At 69.8% G+C, this 16905-nt stretch carries 28 protein-coding genes and 1 pseudogene; 13 read left to right on the top strand and 16 right to left on the bottom strand.

The features are described 5' to 3' along the window. From I53_RS19065 to I53_RS19135, 16 genes are all read right to left on the bottom strand, one after another. The coding region (locus I53_RS19065) for a hypothetical protein (protein ID WP_043353574.1) at positions 1–515 on the bottom strand (515 nt) is incomplete at its 3' end. 4 nt (positions 516–519) lie between these two features. Beyond that, positions 520–2565 carry a DNA cytosine methyltransferase gene (locus I53_RS19070; protein WP_043353577.1) on the bottom strand — a complete coding sequence of 682 codons (2046 nt, stop codon included), beginning with the start codon at positions 2563–2565 and terminating at the stop codon, positions 520–522. Further along, positions 2562–2771 carry a hypothetical protein gene (locus I53_RS32190; RefSeq protein ID WP_148291199.1) on the bottom strand — a complete coding sequence of 70 codons (210 nt, stop codon included), beginning with the start codon at positions 2769–2771 and terminating at the stop codon, positions 2562–2564. Before I53_RS32190 ends, I53_RS19070 begins: the two co-directional genes overlap by 4 nt. Continuing rightward, positions 2768–3145 carry an SLOG family protein gene (locus tag I53_RS19080; protein WP_043353582.1) on the bottom strand — a complete coding sequence of 126 codons (378 nt, stop codon included), beginning with the start codon at positions 3143–3145 and terminating at the stop codon, positions 2768–2770. The genes I53_RS32190 and I53_RS19080 overlap by 4 nt, the downstream gene beginning before the upstream one ends. Beyond that, positions 3142–3480: a hypothetical protein gene (locus I53_RS19085; protein WP_043353584.1), complete on the bottom strand. Its 339-nt coding sequence runs from the start codon at positions 3478–3480 to the stop codon at positions 3142–3144. Before I53_RS19085 ends, I53_RS19080 begins: the two co-directional genes overlap by 4 nt. After that, the gene (locus tag I53_RS19090; RefSeq protein WP_051044892.1) at positions 3480–4415 is read right to left on the bottom strand and encodes an AAA family ATPase; all 936 of its coding nucleotides are present in this window, start codon (positions 4413–4415) and stop codon (positions 3480–3482) included. Before I53_RS19090 ends, I53_RS19085 begins: the two co-directional genes overlap by 1 nt. Then, on the bottom strand, positions 4412–5386 hold the full coding sequence (locus I53_RS19095; protein WP_043353587.1) for a PD-(D/E)XK nuclease family protein: 975 nt from the start codon (positions 5384–5386) through the stop codon (positions 4412–4414). Before I53_RS19095 ends, I53_RS19090 begins: the two co-directional genes overlap by 4 nt. After that, positions 5383–5706 (bottom strand): hypothetical protein, encoded by a 324-nt coding sequence (locus I53_RS19100; RefSeq protein WP_051044893.1) that lies wholly within the window; start codon positions 5704–5706, stop codon positions 5383–5385. The genes I53_RS19095 and I53_RS19100 overlap by 4 nt, the downstream gene beginning before the upstream one ends. Next, positions 5703–6107 (bottom strand): hypothetical protein, encoded by a 405-nt coding sequence (locus I53_RS19105; protein ID WP_043353589.1) that lies wholly within the window; start codon positions 6105–6107, stop codon positions 5703–5705. The genes I53_RS19100 and I53_RS19105 overlap by 4 nt, the downstream gene beginning before the upstream one ends. Then, the gene (locus tag I53_RS19110; protein ID WP_043353592.1) at positions 6104–6448 is read right to left on the bottom strand and encodes a helix-turn-helix transcriptional regulator; all 345 of its coding nucleotides are present in this window, start codon (positions 6446–6448) and stop codon (positions 6104–6106) included. Before I53_RS19110 ends, I53_RS19105 begins: the two co-directional genes overlap by 4 nt. Beyond that, a complete protein-coding gene (locus I53_RS19115) occupies positions 6445–6825 on the bottom strand; it encodes a hypothetical protein (protein ID WP_051044894.1) in 381 nt (126 codons plus the stop codon). The genes I53_RS19110 and I53_RS19115 overlap by 4 nt, the downstream gene beginning before the upstream one ends. Further along, positions 6825–7160 (bottom strand): YdaS family helix-turn-helix protein, encoded by a 336-nt coding sequence (locus I53_RS19120; protein ID WP_043353595.1) that lies wholly within the window; start codon positions 7158–7160, stop codon positions 6825–6827. Before I53_RS19120 ends, I53_RS19115 begins: the two co-directional genes overlap by 1 nt. Before the next feature lies 1 nt (position 7161). Further along, on the bottom strand, positions 7162–7533 hold the full coding sequence (locus I53_RS19125) for a helix-turn-helix domain-containing protein (protein WP_043353598.1): 372 nt from the start codon (positions 7531–7533) through the stop codon (positions 7162–7164). After that, positions 7533–7700, bottom strand: coding sequence for a hypothetical protein (locus tag I53_RS34075; RefSeq protein ID WP_187294382.1), 168 nt, complete (start codon positions 7698–7700; stop codon positions 7533–7535). Before I53_RS34075 ends, I53_RS19125 begins: the two co-directional genes overlap by 1 nt. A gap of 110 nt (positions 7701–7810) precedes the next feature. Continuing rightward, positions 7811–8041 (bottom strand): hypothetical protein, encoded by a 231-nt coding sequence (locus I53_RS19130; protein WP_043353601.1) that lies wholly within the window; start codon positions 8039–8041, stop codon positions 7811–7813. A 113-nt stretch (positions 8042–8154) separates the two neighbouring features. Beyond that, on the bottom strand, positions 8155–8856 hold the full coding sequence (locus I53_RS19135) for an XRE family transcriptional regulator (protein WP_187294383.1): 702 nt from the start codon (positions 8854–8856) through the stop codon (positions 8155–8157). Positions 8857–8954: 98 nt separating this feature from the next. Between I53_RS19135 and I53_RS19140 the strand changes: the two genes are divergently transcribed. The 13 genes and pseudogenes from I53_RS19140 to I53_RS31550 all read left to right on the top strand — a co-directional run. Further along, the gene (locus I53_RS19140; RefSeq protein WP_043353604.1) at positions 8955–9164 is read left to right on the top strand and encodes a helix-turn-helix transcriptional regulator; all 210 of its coding nucleotides are present in this window, start codon (positions 8955–8957) and stop codon (positions 9162–9164) included. Positions 9165–9787: 623 nt separating this feature from the next. Continuing rightward, on the top strand, positions 9788–10063 hold the full coding sequence (locus I53_RS19145) for a hypothetical protein (protein ID WP_251982367.1): 276 nt from the start codon (positions 9788–9790) through the stop codon (positions 10061–10063). Further along, positions 10060–10305, top strand: coding sequence for a hypothetical protein (locus I53_RS19150; RefSeq protein ID WP_043353607.1), 246 nt, complete (start codon positions 10060–10062; stop codon positions 10303–10305). Before I53_RS19145 ends, I53_RS19150 begins: the two co-directional genes overlap by 4 nt. Then, the gene (locus tag I53_RS19155; protein ID WP_043353609.1) at positions 10302–10646 is read left to right on the top strand and encodes a hypothetical protein; all 345 of its coding nucleotides are present in this window, start codon (positions 10302–10304) and stop codon (positions 10644–10646) included. The genes I53_RS19150 and I53_RS19155 overlap by 4 nt, the downstream gene beginning before the upstream one ends. Before the next feature lie 45 nt (positions 10647–10691). After that, entirely contained in the window at positions 10692–11162 is a 471-nt protein-coding gene (locus tag I53_RS19160; protein ID WP_148291200.1) for a DUF2312 domain-containing protein, read from the top strand. Between the two features lie 11 nt (positions 11163–11173). After that, complete coding sequence (locus I53_RS19165) at positions 11174–11731, top strand: hypothetical protein (protein WP_043353612.1); 558 nt, start codon at positions 11174–11176, stop codon at positions 11729–11731. Then, positions 11728–12429, top strand: coding sequence for a hypothetical protein (locus I53_RS19170; protein WP_043353614.1), 702 nt, complete (start codon positions 11728–11730; stop codon positions 12427–12429). The genes I53_RS19165 and I53_RS19170 overlap by 4 nt, the downstream gene beginning before the upstream one ends. A 4-nt stretch (positions 12430–12433) precedes the next feature. Then, positions 12434–12670: a hypothetical protein gene (locus I53_RS19175; protein ID WP_043353616.1), complete on the top strand. Its 237-nt coding sequence runs from the start codon at positions 12434–12436 to the stop codon at positions 12668–12670. Next, on the top strand, positions 12667–14130 hold the full coding sequence (locus tag I53_RS19180; protein ID WP_043353618.1) for a DnaB-like helicase C-terminal domain-containing protein: 1464 nt from the start codon (positions 12667–12669) through the stop codon (positions 14128–14130). The genes I53_RS19175 and I53_RS19180 overlap by 4 nt, the downstream gene beginning before the upstream one ends. After that, a complete protein-coding gene (locus I53_RS31540) occupies positions 14127–15287 on the top strand; it encodes a DUF1376 domain-containing protein (protein WP_083936104.1) in 1161 nt (386 codons plus the stop codon). Before I53_RS19180 ends, I53_RS31540 begins: the two co-directional genes overlap by 4 nt. Next, entirely contained in the window at positions 15287–15559 is a 273-nt protein-coding gene (locus I53_RS19195; RefSeq protein ID WP_043353620.1) for a hypothetical protein, read from the top strand. The genes I53_RS31540 and I53_RS19195 overlap by 1 nt, the downstream gene beginning before the upstream one ends. Positions 15560–15761: 202 nt before the next feature. Further along, the gene (locus I53_RS36200; RefSeq protein WP_251982368.1) at positions 15762–16625 is read left to right on the top strand and encodes a hypothetical protein; all 864 of its coding nucleotides are present in this window, start codon (positions 15762–15764) and stop codon (positions 16623–16625) included. Positions 16626–16692: 67 nt separating this feature from the next. Further along, a pseudogene (locus I53_RS31550) lies at positions 16693–16905 on the top strand (hypothetical protein); the annotation flags it as partial.

The following is a 16905-nucleotide window of genomic DNA, read 5'->3' on the forward strand; positions in this document are numbered from 1 at the left end:
CCAAGCTCCAAGGCTTCTGAGCAAGCGCAGCCGCGATCCTCTCGCCTTTCGCAGGACACCTCACCCGTCTCCGGATCCTGGATGCCCCTGCGGCTGCACTCCCCGCACATGTTCAGGACGGTTGCGTCGATGCCCCTGATCGCGGCGTCGAGCCCGGCCTTAATGCCGGTGGTCAGCGCGTCGTCTTGTTGCGCAAGGGCCGCGCGCTTCTCAGCGTGCTCCTGGCGCTCGGCCAGCTCGCGAGCCAGCATGGTCGCATGCTGCTCGGCAGACCATGTCCATTGCCGGATGGTGGCCTGGGCCAGCGGCCAGTTGTCGTCCGCGGCCCACTTCTCCTTGGCGGCCCGCGCGGCGATGAAGCTATTCAACTCCGCGGCCCAAGCCAGCCCGGTCCAAAAATCCGGCACGGCATGCATGTCGTCCGGACCGGCTACCTCCATGTACCAGAGGGTCTTCGCGCCCCGATCCTGCGGGGTGTCGCTCGGCTCGCGCGTGATGGTGCTGGACCCGGCCATGCTGCTACTCCGCGGCTTCGAGGAATGGACCGGGCTCTTCCCGGGTATTCGGAGCGGCGTCGGCCATGATCGCGGCGACGCAGGCCCTCATCTTCGCGACCGAGACGGCGTTGCCGATCTGCTTGATCTGCTCCGTCTTCGTGCCGGTGAACTCGTACCGGCGCTCCTCGTCATTGAAGCCCATGGCCGCGGCGAGCTCGTGCGGCTCCAGCATCCGGAATAGGATGTCGTAGGTCTCGGTACCCTGGACGAGATTGACCCGACCGGTGGCGCAGAGCGTCGGCGCCGGCTCCTCAATGTCGTGCACGCGGGGCGCCTGGCCCTCGCGCTCGCCGAACTGCGCGGCGATGAACGCCAGCTCGCCGCGGTTGGCGCCCGTGACCGTCGGGAGCGGATCCGTGCCGGCATCCCGCACCCGGTCGCTGCCGTCATGGTGGGTCACCGGCATCACGAGGCCGAACTCGCCGCCCTTCGCCGTCGTCATCGTCGGGATCGGGTCGGCCACATCGCGGGCGGTTGCGCCGCCGCCCGACTGCGTCACCGGCACGACCATGCCGAACCGGCCTTTCGAGGTGACGGTCGGCAGCGGGGTCTCGGCGTCCGTGCAGGTCTCGCCGGAGCCGGAGCCGTAGTAGGGCGAGATCAGCGCCGTGCCGCTGCCGCGCTGGCCGCCGCACACGATGGTCGGCAGGGGCTCGCCGACTGCCCGCGGCGCGCCGCCGGAGGCCTGCGAAAGCACGAACGGCTCGACGAGGTAGCCCGCGCCCGCCGTGGTGGCCGTCGGCGTCGGCTCGTCGATCGGATGGGCGCGCGTCCCGGGACCGCGGTCGCCCTGGCGGTTCAGGATGAAGGGCTCGACCAGCATGGGCCGGGCGCAGCCCTGGCGCTCTTCGGAGGCCGCGCCGCCGGTCGTGATGGTCGGCAGCGGGTCGCACGCGCCGCGCGGGGCGCCGCTGTTGTGCTGAGACAGGATGATCGGCTCGGCCAGCCCCACATGGCTTGCGGCTGAGACCAGGGTAGGCAGAGGGGCGCCGGTCGGGCGCTGCGTCGCGCCCTTCTTCAGGTTCACGACGACTGGCTCAGCGAGGCCCAGGCGAGCCTGTGTCATCACCGTGGGCGCCGGCTCTTCCACGCCCTGCACGTCGCGCCGGAAGTTCTGCTTGATGAGGACCGGCTGAGCGAGGCCGATGTGCGTGCCGCCCGCGGTGATCGCCGGCAGCGGCAGATCCATGCCCTGTGCGGTCATGTGGTTGCGCAGGACCACCAGGAAGGGCTCGGGCCAGCCGTGCTTCTGCGCGCCGGCATAGATCCGGGCTAGCGTCTTCGGCGCGAGGGGCTTCTTCCGGTCGAAGATGGACCGGCCCTTGATCCCCCAGTCGATGATCTCGCGCGCCGGCCGCCACGGCTTGGTGCCGGAGAAGAGGTCGGCGACCTTGTCGTCCCGGCGGCGGTGCGTCGGGGTCGGCCACACGAGCCGCTTGCCGTCCGAGCGCCCCATCAGGATGAAGCGGCTGCGGGTGGTGGCGTCGCCGTAGTCCGCCGCATTCAGCTTCCGCCATTCGAGCCGGAAGCCGAGCCGCTTCAGAGTGTCGATCCAGGCCCGGAAGTACTCGCCCTTGCGCGACGCCACGGGCCGGCCAGTGCGATGGTCGACCGGCCCCCAGCCGATGAACTCCCAGACGTTCTCGATGATGATCCGCTTCACCCGCAGCTCGGTGAGCCAGGTCACGATGTGCCAGGGGTCGGAGCGCTGCTGATCAGAGGTCGGCTTGCCGCCGCGCGCGACCGAGTGGTGCGTGCAGGTCGGCGAGGCCATGAGCAGGTCCAGGTAGCCCTCGGGCACCAGCAGATGCGGGCGCACCGTCGCGATGTCCTGCACGTAGTGCCGGGCCGTCGGGTGGTTCAGCGTGTGGGTCGCGATCGCCGTGGGCCAATGATTCACCGCCACCAGCTCCATCTCGAGCCCGAGGTCCGCGAGCGCGCGCTGGCAGCCGGTCGAGGATCCGCCGGCCCCGCAGAGCAGATCGGCAACGAGGAGCTTCCGCTTCATGCCGCCCTCGCATCGTTCGCCGCGACGAGCGTGCCGAGCGCCGCGCGGCCGGCGGTCACGGGCGGCACCTCGTCGTCGACGGCTGGCCGGGAATTGCCCTCGTGGCGGTCCCGCCGGAGCGCGCCGATGGTGCAGAGCGCCACCATCAGGAGCGACGGCAGCAGAGCGATCGCCACGCCGAGGCCGATCATCAGGGGAGCGCTCATATCCGCGCCTCCACCACCGGCAGCCCGGCGGCGCGCGCCTTGCGCACCATGTCAGCCGTGCCGGCGCCGCCCGGGAACGCGATCACCGCGTCCGGCCGGCCCTCGGCGAGCATCTGGGTGTTCCGGAGCGGCCCGGCCTGCCGGCCGTAGCGGTCCCAGTCGGCCGGAAAAGACGTCACCGGGATCTCGCTGGCGCGGGCCCAGTCCGCCGCGCCAGAATCGGCCCCGGTCGCGCCGCCCTGGATCACGTGCGAGATCAGCACATGCTGGGCGCGGCCGAGCGCGTCGGCACATTTCTCGGTGGCGTGCGCCTCGAGCCAGTTCCAGACCAGCGCCGGGTTGAGGTCGCGGCCTCCGCAGACGAGCACCCTCATCGCGCCACCATCGCGAGCGCAGGCCGCTCGTCCTTGCTGGCGCGCACGGGCGCGGCTTCCTCGACCGCGACGACCGAACCCTCTTGGAGCGCCAGGAATACCGGCAGCAGGGTCTCGTAGTGCTCGGCCACGAAGCCGATCAGCAGCGCGAGGCTCGCCAGCGCCTGGCCGTGCTCGATCTTCCGGACGGTGGCCCGCATGGTCGACCGCTCGGAGCACGCGCCGAGGATCCCGGCAGCCGCGAGGTTCACCCTGGCCGCGGTCTCGGCCGTGTGGGCCAGCTGCGCCGGATCGATCGTCGAGAGGTCGAGGGTCTCCCTCGCGCCGGCGGCCATCAGGCGGCCTGCTCGGATGCGGCGGTGAAGCCGGGGAAGCCGTCGTTTTCGTCGGCGTGGGCGTCCGCGGCTTCGGCCACGGTCGCGAGCTCGTCCCGGATCTCCTCCAGGATCACCCGGGCGCGCTCCGGGAGGCCGGCGTGCCACTCGGCGAGCGCGAAGGACCCGCGGGCCGCCTGCGCGCGGGCATCCGCCAGCAGATCAGCTTTCGTCCGGCGCGGGGCCTGCGCGCCGCCGCGGGCCCAGGCCGCGAGCTGCTGCCCGCACGCCTCGTCGATGGCCTTGCGCTCGGGGAAGAAGCCGCGGTGCTGCTCCTGGACCTTGTGCGGCAGGTCGAACCGCGGGATCCCGGGCGAGTCCGGCGAGAGCGTGAAGCTCGCCGTCATCTCGTACATGAACCGCTTCTCGCAGATCGGCATCCAGCCGAGAGGGCGGACCTGCGTGCGGCCGCCCTCGCGCACGATCTCGATCTTCTCGTCGGCGCGGAGGCAGAAGATCAGCGTCGCCCGGCACTGGAGCAGCGCGTTCATCATCCGCTTGTGAGCGAGCTTCGGCTCCTTCCAGTTGCCGGGCGCCTTGGTGCCGCTCTCGGCCAGCGCGTCGGCCCAGTCGATGATCCCGCCCTCACCGTCGTATTCGTGGCTGAAGCTGTCGAGGATCACGACCTCGGCGCCGGCGGCTTCGGCCGCGGCGATCGCCTCGACGAAGCGGATCGGCTTGAAGGGCGGACGCATGTCGGCGTGCAGGAAGCGATGCTGGTCGGCGTAGTGCAGTCCGCGGCGGGCCTCGGTGTCGACGAAGGCGATCTTGCCCGACGGCGAGATGCCCTCGGCGAGGCGCAGGGCCGACTTCGTCTTGCCGGACCCGGAAGCGCCGGCCAGCGCGATGAGAAGCGAGACCTGCTCGCGGACGGCTGGTGCGAAGGTGAAGCTCACGCGGCGCTCCCCATGTTGAGAGGACGGAAGGGGCTCTGCGCGACGTCGTAGGAAACGCCTGCGAGCCGCGGATCGAGGGACTCGCGTTCGGACCAGCGCCGCTCGGCCCAATCCGGGTAGTCGGCGCGCACGATCTCGGCGGGGTAGCCCGGCCAGTCGCCGGCAGCCCGGCAGCGGTTCCAGAGGTGCAGCGCGGCCGCGACCTTCCGGGCGCCGACCTCCATGGCGATGCCGTCTGCCTCGGCCACGCAGAGGCCGTTCGGCTCCTCGGATTCCACGAAGATCCAGCGGAAGCGGATCCGCCCGGCGAGGTGTGGCAGCAGGGTGGCCAGCACGCGCACGTAGAGCGCGGCCTGGACCTCCATGTTCATCTGCTCAAGTCGCCGACCTAGGCCCTGCGGCGCCGCCGCTTGGCTTGACGTCTTCACGTCCCAGATGATCGCGTGCGTCGGGTGGATCTCAACGCGATCCATCATGGTCCGCAGCCAGGCGCCAGACGGGTCTTGCACCACGGACACGACCTCGGCCGGTGCCGACGTGAACCCCTCGCAGCCTGGGATTTGCGGCAACCGGGCGAGCACCCGGTCGGCGATCCGCTCGGCCGTGACGAGGTCGGGCATCAAGATCGGGGCCCGCCCTGCCGCGTAGGCGGCGGCGCGCGCAGCCTTGGCGTCGGCCTTCTTGTAGTCGTCGAAGTCGATCGCCACGACCTCGACGCCCTGGCCGAGGATGAGCTTGTGCGCGACGGTGCCGATCTCCTGCGGCCGGGTGGCCTCGCGCTCTTCCGGCTTCTCGGTCCGCAGGCGCGGGTGCGCCAGCGCCGCGTGTTCGGGGCTCTGCTCCAGAAGCACCTTCGCGATCGACGACGACAGCGACGGCTCTGGCGCGCAGTCGGCGTGGTAGGTGTCCGCCGGCATCCGATAGAGCCCGGCGCCTGGCACGAAGCCGGCGAGGTGAGGGACGATCTTCATTGGCGCCTCCCGCCAGCCTGCCGCGCGAACCGCGCGGACTCGGCCTTCACGGCTTCGATGTGCTCGGGGTCGTAGGGACCGGCGATCGTGGCGGCGCAGATGCGCTGCAGCTCGTATCGGACCGCCGTGAAGGCCTCGCCGGAGGCCAGCGTGTCGCCCAGCCGGACGTTCGTGCCTTCGAAGGCGCGGACGATCTCGACGGCGAGCTGGCGGTTGCCGAATGGCAGCGAGGCGAAGCGCCGGCCGCAGTCGTAGAGGCGCTGCGCGGCCTGCCGAGGCGTCACGCCCTCGACGTGCGCGGGATGCGTGGCGACCTTCATCGCGCACCGTCCCGGCGCTCGCGCGCGGCTTCCAGCGAGGCAACGTCCGGCGGCAGGTCCGCCAGCTTCATCCGGTGTGCGGCGGCCCGGAGCTCGGGCAGCATGGCAAAGACGGCCAGCGCCGCCTCGTCCTGCTGGCCCTTGGCGAGCAGCGCCTGGAGCGCGAGCACGTCCTGCAGCGCGGCCTTCAGCGCGATCCGCAGGCGCCAGTTCTCGGCGCGGACCAGACCGACGGCGCGCTCGTGCACGGCGGCCTCGAAGCCGCTGGTGTGCAGGGCGTTCTCGGCGACGAGGCGCGAATAGGTCGGGAGCCCGGCCTCGGCGGCGCCGGTGTCGAGCTCGGCGACGACGCGGGCCATGATCTCGGAGGCCAGCGTGGGCCGATCTGCGGCGGCGCTCACGACTGCACCAGCGCGAGCAGCGCGGCGCGCTCGTCCTCGGGCATGTGGCGGAAGGCTGAGAGCAGAGCTGCCTCGTCCGCGTCGCGAGTCACGGCCGGCGGGCGCTCCAGGTGTTCCGGATCCACCCCGTAGACCTGCGCGACCGTCTCCATGCGCTCCAGCGGGACGCGGCGCTGACCGCGCTCCATGTTGCAGGCCATAGCTGGCGTGATGCCCAGCCGGGCAGCGACGGCGCGCTGCGAAAGCCGGCGGGACTCGCGAGCGGCCCGAAGGACCGCGCCGATCTCGCGGCGCACCTCCGGCGGCAGCTCGGAGCTGTGGTTGCGACGGGAGGCGATCATCGGCGGACCCCCTTCTTGCTCGGGTTCAGGTCGTCTTCGATCTCGCGGCGCTCGCGGGCGTTCTCCGCGAGGCGGTGGACGTGGATCTCGGTGCAGCCCTTCCGCCGCATCTCGCCGAGCCACTGGTCGCCGGCGCCGTGGCCCAGGCCGACGGCCACGCCCTGCATCTGGGCGATGCCGCCGCTGTCGCGGGACACGCCGATCGCGACCGCCTCGGCCAGTTCGTCGACCTCGACGTGCCGGGCGTCGTGCACGCCGACCACGTACCGGCGACCCGAGGCGCCGCGCCAAGCGGACAGCGGCAGCGCGGGCGTGCCGCGCAGGCCGCGGGTCGACTTGAGCCGCTCCTCGCGGGCGGGATCCTGAGCCGCCGACATCAGCGCGCCTCCGACGAGAGGCAGCGGCCGGTGCGGGCGAAGTGGTCGCCTGCAGCGAGGTGCGCGGCGACGGCTTGGTCGGGCGTCAGGTCGCGAGCCTTGCCGGCGCGCGGGTAAAGGTCTGGGCGCAGGTCGTGCCGGGACACGCCCGAGGCGGCCTCGACCGCCTGGACGTGCTGCGTCGGACAGAACGTCCAGGCGCAGACCGACACGACGTGCAGCCCGAGATGATGCGCGAGGCGGGCCGGGCCGCCCGTTGCGGCCATGGCGCGGCGCACGGACGCCGACGCGCGCATGGCCTGGGCGGTGCTGGCGAAGCGGGGGCGGCCGGCCATGTCAGGCAGCCTCCGCCAAGAACGCGATAGCCGAGCCGGCGCCCAGGGCACCCGCGCGTTGCTTCGCCTCGAAGAAAGCCTCGGCGGCCACGCACAGGTTCTCGCGCGCCTCGCTGACCGTGGGCGCCTGCGCGGCGGCGGGCAGGGCCGGCGCGTCGAAGAAGGCGTCCATCGGCCGACCGACCAGCGCGCAGAACACGCTGAGATCGATCGCGCTGATCCGGTTCGTGCCCTTCTCGTATTTCTGGAGTTGAGCGGCCGAGACGCTGAGCGCGGCGGCGACGGTGCGCTGGGTCAGGCCGGCGGCGACGCGTGCGGCGCGCATGCGCGCGCCGAGGTCCACGTCCTGGCCCGTGGCGGGCTTCCCGGCCATCAGCGGATGCCCTGCGAGACACGCCGGGCGGAGAGGAGCTGATCACCGACGTGACCGCAGCCCCAGAAGAAGCCCCACAGCCCGATGATCCCGAGCGAGGCGTACGTGACCATCTGCGTGGCAGAGGCCGAGGAGGTGGCGAGGTAGATGTCGAGGGCGTTGAGCATGGCGGCGCTCCATCGCGGCAGTGGCGATGGAGCAATTTAGCCAAATGGCAAAATCAACGTCAAGCGCTTTTTGCCATTTGGCGAAAAGACGCGTCGGACCTAGCGCGGCCTCACTCGACGGGCTCCTGTCGAAGGCTGACCAGCGTGGCGATGTTGTTCTCGCACTCCGAGCAGCCGAAGTTCTGTCGCTGAAGCCAAGCGCTCTCCAGAAGCTCGTCGACGGTGCACGGGGCGTCTTCCAGATCGGGCGACTCGATCGTCCGCTTCGTCATGTGGTGGCAGTTGTGGCAGCGCAGGCGCATCGTGAACCGCGCCCGGATCGTCGACACCTCAGCGAACATCCGTAGCATCCTCCGTCTCGGATGTTCCCATCTTGTTCTCACATGGAGGGGTGAGTCGAGGCCGCTTTCTACCTGTGGTTCGATCTGTGGATAGCGGGGGAAATAGGTGTTCGCTAAGCCTCGGCAGGCCGTCGGCGCAAACCAGGCCGGACCCTCATGGAGACGTCGCGCACCAAGCCGATCACCTCCATTGAATTCCATTCCACCACCTGCGGGTTATTCGGCACCTTGATCGGCTTGTGCTTCTTGTTGGTGGAGCGCGGGCAGAACCAAACCTCGTCCTCGTGAAGCTCAATCTCTTTCACCGACCACTCGCGCAGGTGGCCGCCCTCTCGCGTGCGCTGAAGGACGACGATCATGCCGTCGAGGAAAGGCTGTCCGGTCTGCTCGAAGTCGACACAGATTACTCGGCTGCCGTCTGGGATCGGGGGATCGGCGGCGTTCATGCTGTCGCCCTCGACAGTCAGAGCGAACCGGCGGGCCTTCGGAAAGTCCTCATCTTCCGGCTCGAACACGTATTCCGGCTCCGCGTCGTCGAACTCGACAACCTCGCGGAATATGCCCGCGGCGGTCCGCCCGGCCACGGGGATCGGAAGCAACTTCTCGTATACGGGTGCCGCAGGCGCTGGCTCAGCAGCTATCAGGTCCGAGACCGAGCATTCGAGCACGCGAGCCAGGTTCTCCAGGTCAACCTTCTTCGGCTCGCGGTCGCCACTCTCGAAGCGCTGGATCTGCGAGGTTGATAGGCCGACGGCAGCCGCGAGCTTCTCGAGCGTCAGCTTGCGCGCCTTACGGCGCCTCTGGAGTTCCGGCATAGCCATTCGGCGAAAGTGCGAGGCTGCTAGCACCCCCTCCAGAGCCAATCGGCAAATCCCCCGTTGACATTTTTCGCCATTTGGCAAAATCATGAGGAATGGACCTCGCTGCCTACCTCTCGGAGCGCAACATCAAGCCTGCGACCTTCGCGGGTGAGATCGGCGTTCCGCCGTCCACCATCACGCGGATTCTCCGCGGCGAGCGTGATCCGCGAGGCGCGACCATCCGGAAGATTGTCTCCGGCACAGGCGGCAAGGTCACTGCAGCCGACCTGATTGCGCAGCCGGCCGAGACCGAGGCCGCCTGACATGCGCTGGCGCGGCCTCCTTGCTGGGCTGGCCCTCGTGCTTCCCTTCTGGCTCGCCGTGATCGTCGGCGTCGCGCAGATGCGTGGGGCGGCTCATTTCGGCGCGCTCCCCCTCATGCCGTGGAGCGCGCGATGAGCGCCGCTCCCATTCGTTCGCGCTGCCGCGCGTCTGACCTCGACCAGGGCGTAGGTATGGCCGCCCTGCACGGAACCCGTCTGCCGGGCATGGGCCGAGAAAGCCCCGGCGCCTCTTCAGCTCGCCTCGCCGCCGGATCCAGCGAGGCTCGAGCGCCCCGCGGTGACCTCGCTGACTCGACCCGCCGCGGGGTCGCTGTTTGCCCGCACACGTCTCTCCTCCGCCAAGACGAAGACGTGCGCTGGCCTGTAAATGCGGATTACTGTTTTGCGTCCCGCATCCCTCTGCATCTGCTGATCCCTTCGGCTGGATGCCGCTCGCTCCACTGTGGAGCCTGCTGATGTTGGTTGCTACCTCCATGACGCTTGGCTCAGCGCCCTCAACCCCGATGCACACAGCATCGGGGAAGAGCATGCGCGAGTCTGGGTCTAACGACACCCAAGGATGGGTGATTGAGCCCCAAAGATGGGTGGATCAGTGGCGCAAGATGCACCCGGCGAAGCCGGCGGCATGCGTCGCGCGGGAGATCAACGCGCCGATCCGGACGGTCGAGAAGTGGTTCAAGGGCGAGACCAAGCCCTCGCTCGACTACGTCGGCCCGATCCTGAACCGGTACGGCTTGGCCTTCGTGGTCGGCGCCATGGCGAACCCGCTTCCGTGGCTGGATGACCTGGCCCGAGAAGAGCGGAAGCTGAAGCTGCTCGCCGAGCGGCAGGCGATCGACGACATGCTCGCCGAGGACTGGCGGAGGGCTCAGCGATGAGGCCGATCCGCTTTCACATCCTGCGCCTGCTGGAATGGCTCGCCCACCTCGACGAGGCTCGCGCTAACGCGCGCATTCGCTCGATCCTGGCATTCCGCAACCGCCGGGCGGCTGACGCCAAGCGCTACGGTGCAGAGGCTGATGCGATCTGCCCGCCCGAGGCTGCCGCCCGCGAGTGGTCGCCGCGTCTCTGGGATCGCGACCACGACGCCCGCAGCGACACGCGCGAGCGCCGGCCATGAGCGAGGCGCTGCGCACCATCAGCACCGATGGCCTGCTCGCGCCGACGCACGTCATCAGCCGGCCGGTCACAGCCTTTCGCATCTGCGCGGCCGACGAGATCGCCACGCATCGGCGCGTGACGGTGCTGGCCAGCGGTGAGGTCGCGCATGTGCATGTGCCGGACGACTTCTGCCGCGCCGGCACGCCCGTGACAGGCGACTGGCTGCTGGTCTCGCTGGTCGGCGAGGTCTCCCATTGCCGCGCCGAGCTGTTCGAGCAGGAGAGCATCCCCGTCGCGCGCGCGGCCGCTGGCTGCATCACGGACGAGGTCCACCTCCGCAACCCGCGCTTCCCCGGCTGAAAGGCCCGCCCACGCGGGGCGCGCCCGCGCGACCTGGAGGTGATCATGGCAGCGGCACAGCACGGCAACGGATTCGACCCGAAGCGCACCAAGGAATGCGTCGACCGCATCGAGGCACTCGCTGCGAAGAAGCAGTCGCTGCACATGACCTACATGGCGGAATGCGCCGCGATCAACGAGGACATCGGCGACGTCTATCAGGAGGCCAAGGACGCTTGGCACATCCCGAAGAAGGCGCTCCGGACCGTCATCAAGGCGCGCGCGACCGAGCGGAAGCTCTTGGCGATGCGCGAAGATCTCGACCTGATCGACCGCGAGAGCTTCGACCAGATCCGGCATTCCCTCGGCGATCTGGCCGACACACCGCTGGGCAGCGCGGCGCTGAACGGTGCCGAGGAGGCCGCCGAAGGCAAGGGCAGCCGCCAGTCGCGGAAGCAGCGTGACGCCGCCCTCGACGCTGTCTCGACCGGCAACGGTGCCGAGAAGCTCGCGACTGGCATCAGCAAACTGAACTGAGCGGGGCGAGCGTGGCCTACAACGGCATCGTCATGGGCCTCGACCTCGCCAGCAATACTGGCGTCGGCGAGGGTCGCCCAGGTCAGACACCGCGCCTCTACGACGTCCCGCTCCGCGCGGAAGGCGACGACTTCGAGGACACGTGGGGGCGGGCCTGCGGCTGGATTGCGGATCGGCTCTACGCCGAGCGCGATGCTGTGGCGGCCGGTGATTTTCGCATCATCGTAGAGGCGCCGATCATGACCGGCATGAGCGGCAAGACGAACGCCGACTCGCTGCTGATCACGAAGGGTCTCTGGGCGTCGATCACTGGGTTTGCCCGCGCCCGTCGCGTCATGGTCAGACGGGTGGCGGTCTCCACCGTTCGCAAGGCATTCCTCGGCCGCGGCGATATCCCCGGGGATGTCGCGAAGCGTGAGGCTCGCAAGGTTTGCCGCGCCCTCGGCTGGGATCCGCCAAGCCTAGACGCCGCCGATGCCGGCGCCCTCTGGTGGTACGGCTGCAATCTCTGGGCGCCGAACGAGGCGCCGGTCGTCGATCCGCGCGTGCTGAAGCGGAGGGCGGCATGATACCCTCGGGCCACACCGCGGTCATGGCGTCCAGGCGCGAGCCGCCGGACAGCCTCGACTTCTTCCCGACGCCGCCCTGGGCCACGCGCGCGCTATGCGAGCACGTGCTGCCGCACCTCGGCCTGCAGCAGGACATGCGCTTCGACGCTTGCTGGGACCCGGCCTGCGGCGAGGGCCACATGTTCGAGGTCCTGCTGGAGTATTTCGGCGGAGGCGGCTGGGGCTCCGACATCTTCGACTATGGCCGCGGCTACCGCGTCGAGGACTTCCTCGACGAAGGCACGGTGATCGGCTCGCCCGAAGACGGGATGGCGCCCGAGTTCATCATCACCAACCCGCCGTTCCGGCCGGCCACCGCCTTCACCCTGCGCGCGCTGACGCTGGCACCAGTCGTCGCGATGCTGCTGCGGACCGTCTGGGTCGAGGGCGTCGAGCGCTACGAGACCCTTTTCCGCGATCGGCCGCCGACGCTTCTCGCGCCGTTTGTCGAGCGCGTGCCCATGACGAAGGGGCGCTGGGACCCGGATGCTGGCACGGCCACCTCCTACGCCTGGTTCGTGTGGGTGCGGGGCCGCGCCCCGCAGGCGCCGTTCTGGATTCCGCCTGGCTGCCGGCAGCGCCTGACCAAGCCGACGGACCGCGTGCGCTTCGCCGTGCAGATGGCCGCGCCCCTCTTCGATCTTGCGGCGGCGGAGTAGCGCCATGCGGTGGGCGATCATCCATCAACAGCAGGTGCTCTACCGCGGGACTCGCGAGGAGGTCCTGGCCGCGGCCGAGCGCTTCGACCTCATCTGCCACACCGTGCCGGGCATCCAGCAGCCGCTTGAAGGCCGCGGCTTCTACTCGGACGGCGCCGAGATCCCGCCGCGCCTCCGCCAGGGCGCGGTGATGATGCCGGAGGACATGCTTCCGGCCCGCCACCGGAGGCGCGCTGCATGAGCTGGGACAATGAAAAGGTCGTGGCCTTCCGGCCGACCGACAGCAAGGCGCTGGAGCGGCTGCCCCACTGCTTCGACACCGAGCGAGCGTTGCTGGCGGCGCTACTGCTGAAGCCGGATCAGCTCACCGAGGTGGCGCAGGGGCTTAAGGTCGACGACCTGTTCGGGGCGGAGCACCGCGAGGTCTACGGGACCATGCTGGCCCTGAGCGCCGGCGGCTTACCGGTCTCGGCCGTCACGGTCGCGCAGTACCTCAAGACGCGGGAGATCGCCGGTCAGCCGCCGGCACGCTACCTCGCCAGTCTCGCGGCCGATGCGGCGTCTTGGGACGCGCCCGGCCATGCGAAGATCGTGCGTGAGTTCGCCCGCCGGCGCTCGCTGGTGATGATCGGGGAGGGCCTCGCCGAGCAGGCCCGTCAGGGCGGCGCTGCGGATCAGGCCGGCACGCTGATCGACGAGACCGACACTGCGCTCCTCGAGGTGCGAGGCACGGGCAGCGATGGGCGGATGAGCGGACAGGACGCGGCGCAGGCCACGGCTTGGATGCGGGAGCGGATCGAGGGGCTGCGGTCCGGGCTGCTGCGATCCACGGCGGTGTCGACCGGCATCGCGGATCTCGACCGAGCCACGAACGGCGGATTCCAGCGCGGTCAACTCTGGTTGCTCGCGGGCCGGCCCGGCATGGGCAAGACGGTGGCGATGACGTCGCTCAGCAGGTTTGCAGCCCGCAACGCCGGCGTGCTCGTCTTCCAGTGCGAGGTGACCCGCGACCAGCAGATCGCCCGCTACCTCGCGGACCTGTCCTACCTGCACAACCGCCCGCTGACCTTCGGCAAGATCATGGCCGCGGTCGACCTCACCGACGATGAGATGTGGCGGATCGACGAGGCGATGCAGCGCTACGAGCGCCTGCAGCTCAAGCTCGAATGCGAGCCCGGCGTCAGCGTCGCCCAGATCGCGGCGGCCGTGAAGGCTGAGAAGCGCCGCCTTGCAAAGATTGGACAGGAGCTTGGCGTCGTCTTCATCGACTACCTGAAATTCATCAAGGTCTCGGACCGCTACCAGGGCAATCGGGTGCTTGAGATCGGCGAGATCTCGGGCTCGCTTAAGCAGCTAGCCAAAGCGGAGGACGTGTGCGTCGTGCTGCTCACGCAGCTGAATCGCGATGTCGAGCACAAAGATCGGAAGAACAACCGGCCTCGCTTGTCGGATCTGCGCGACTCGGGCGAGCTGGAGCAGGACGCCGATGCAGTCCTGATGCTCTATCGGGAGGCGTATTACCTCGCCGAGAAGGTGAAGCTGTCACCGCACGATCCCGAGCTCTGCAGCCGGCTGATCGACAAGCAGAACGCCCTGGAACTGCTTCTCACGAAGAACCGCGCCGGGCCCACACCCACGCTCGACCTTTGGTGTGACGTGGCCTCCTCCGCAATCGCCCAGACGACACGGGGTCCACAATGACCGCGACCGAGCTCCCGCCTCCGCTCGTGCCCCTGAGCACGGATATCTCGGGCCTGCCGGCCTTCATGCTGGACGTCGAGCGCTTGTTCGCCTCCGAGCTTTGGGCCCTGTCCACGGGCGAGGAGTTCAAGGCGGCCGTGGCGCTTTGGGGCCGCGCTTGGCAGCAGAAGCCGGCGGGATCGCTGCCTAACGACGACCGGCTCCTGGCGGCTTTTTCGGGGGCCGGACCGCGGTGGAAAAAGGTCCGCGAGATGGCCCTCCGCGGCTTCGTTTTGTGCGCCGATGGTCGGTACTACCATCGAGTCCTATGCGAGGACGTGTTGCGCGCCTCGCAGAAGAAGGAAGAGCGCAGGCAGCGCACTCTCGCTGCCTCGCGTGCCCGCCGCGCTCGTGATGGCGATGAGCCGACCCCTCAGTCTGGAGGCAAAAAACCCAACGAAAACAACGAAACGCCTCATCGTAACGATGAACGTAACGATCACCGTAACGGTGTACGTCACGATGAACGTAACGATGATCGTCACGACCACCGTCACGATGTACGTCTTGAGCACCGTGACGATGACGTTACGACAACCGTTACGAGGTCCCATAGACAGGACAGGACAGGACAGAAGAAAGAAGATTCTAGGCCCGGCCAGGCCTGTGAACCTGTACCGGGGGAAACGCCGCGCCGCGCCGCACCGGCTACGGATTGGGCGACCCGGGAGAACTTCGACCGCGTCGAGGCCCGGTGCCGGGCGGCGCTTCCGGATCGCGGACCGCAGGACCCGCAGATCGGGCCGATGGCGCGGCTGGAGGCCGACGGCTACGACCTCGAGGCCGAGATCCTGCCGGCCCTGCTCGACGCAGCGGCGGCGGCCCGAACGCCGGTCCGGACGTGGCGGATCTGGGCCGACCGCGTCGCCGAGCGGATCAACGCCCAGCGGCTGACCCGAGCAGCGCAGGGGCTGCCCGCCACGCCGGCCGCGCCGGTGGTCGAGGAGGACAAGATCGACCTCGGCGCCCCGTTCGGCCGGTGGGCCGAGCCGGTGCTGCGGACAGCCGTCGCCAAGCACCGCGAGATGGGCGGTTGGGTCGACCACCTCTGGGGCCCACCGCCGGGCCAACCCGGGTGCAAGATCCCGCCCCGGCTGCTGATCGTGGAGGCCGCGTGATGCTGGCGCTCCAGGTCCAGACCGTCGTCGACACCCCGTCCGGCCAGCCGCTGCGGTTCCCGATCGGCGTCCCCGACCGCGACCTGACTGCCTTCGCCGATCGGCTGACCCGCGAGGGTGGCCTGATGGTCACGAAGCTCCGGCTGCGGCGGGAGAACGGCGTCGCCTACGTCATCGACATGGAGCGGATGTTCCTCGGCCTCGCCGCCGTGGCGACTATTCGCGACCACGACTGCCCGGTGCGGCTCGAGGTCGAGGAGGTGGCCGCGTGATGGGCCGGCCCGCACCCCGACGCAGCCCGCCATCCGGCTCAGTCCTGCTCTGGGACCGCCGACACCGCGAGGCGACCCGGGCGCTGGCAGCGCAGGTGCCGCGGTCGGCTCGAATCGATGCCGCAACGGACGACCCCTCTCCCACGGCGGGAGAGGGCCAGCACGCCGGCGCGAGCCGGCCGGGATCGGTTGGAGGCAGGGCGTGACGCGTCGGTTGACCCGGAAGCAGCGGCAGAAGCTGAAGCGGGACCAGGAGGCTGCGCACAAGCGGTTCATGCGCCGCGGCTACATCGGGCCGTCGAACAGCGGCGATCGCCCGGTGCGAAGCCCAGGCAACGCCGCGGAATCGGAACCCGCGTCGGGCGAGCAGCCGACCGAGAGCCCACGCGAGAAGCTCCAGCGCGAGCGGCGGGAGCGTGAGGCTGATCGCATCGCGGCGCGCCGGTCGGAGTACGATCTCCCAGAGGGCAAGCTGTGGGCGATGGTCGAGGCCTGCGTCGGCCATACCGGCGAGCTGTGCGAGAAGCTGACCAAGGCGAAGATCCCGCACTTTCGGCCCCGAGATGAGATTGAGCAGGTCCTGAGCTCGGGCCGCGTCCGGAAGATGCAGGTGCCGCTGTTCGACCGCACGGTGTTCGTCGGCCTGAAGGATCGCGGCCAGCTCGAGGAGCTCGCCGCCGAGCATCCCTGGCTGATGGAGCGGCGGGTCTACGGCGACATGCCGAGCCTGCGCCGCGACCGCGCCTTCGCCTGGGACGTCGAGCACGTCGAGCGCTGCGAACTCGGGCGCGACAAGCACGGCAACCCCGTGATCGCGGCAGCCACCATCCCAGACCGGCAGATGCGCGAGTTCGCCGACACCCTGATCGGCTCGGTGCCGCTGTTCGACGCCGAGGAGGCGGTCTTCATCGGCGAGGCGGTGCGTGTCGCTGACGGCCCCTTCGCCAGCTTCCCCGGCATCGTCGAGGATTTCGACCCGACCCGCGGCATGGTGAAGGTCGCGGTCTCGATCTTCGGCCGGGCCACGCCAGTCGAGCTTGAACTGCGACAGATCGAGCGGCAGTAACGTTTTCCCCGCGGCCGAGCCCACGCCCGCCGCCCTCGCGCCCGCCTCCGTCCTCGTGCCGCTGCCGGTGTCGCGTCCGCCCGAGCTGCGGCGTGCGCCCGCGGTCCCGGCCACGCGGGTGGCGACCCGCGCCCTGCCCCGGACCCGCGACGTGTTCCGCGCCGCGATGGCCGAGGAGCCGTCCCTTCTCGAGAAAGCTGTCGGCGTCGGTTCCGCGGCCCCGTCACAGGACAGCCCGCAGGAAGCCCGTCAGGCGCTGGCCTATGCCAGCCCGGACGCC

Origin of the sequence: Methylobacterium sp. B1 (assembly GCF_000333255.1) — a bacterium.
In the GTDB taxonomy this organism is placed as follows: Bacteria; Pseudomonadota; Alphaproteobacteria; order Rhizobiales; family Beijerinckiaceae; genus Methylobacterium; species Methylobacterium fujisawaense.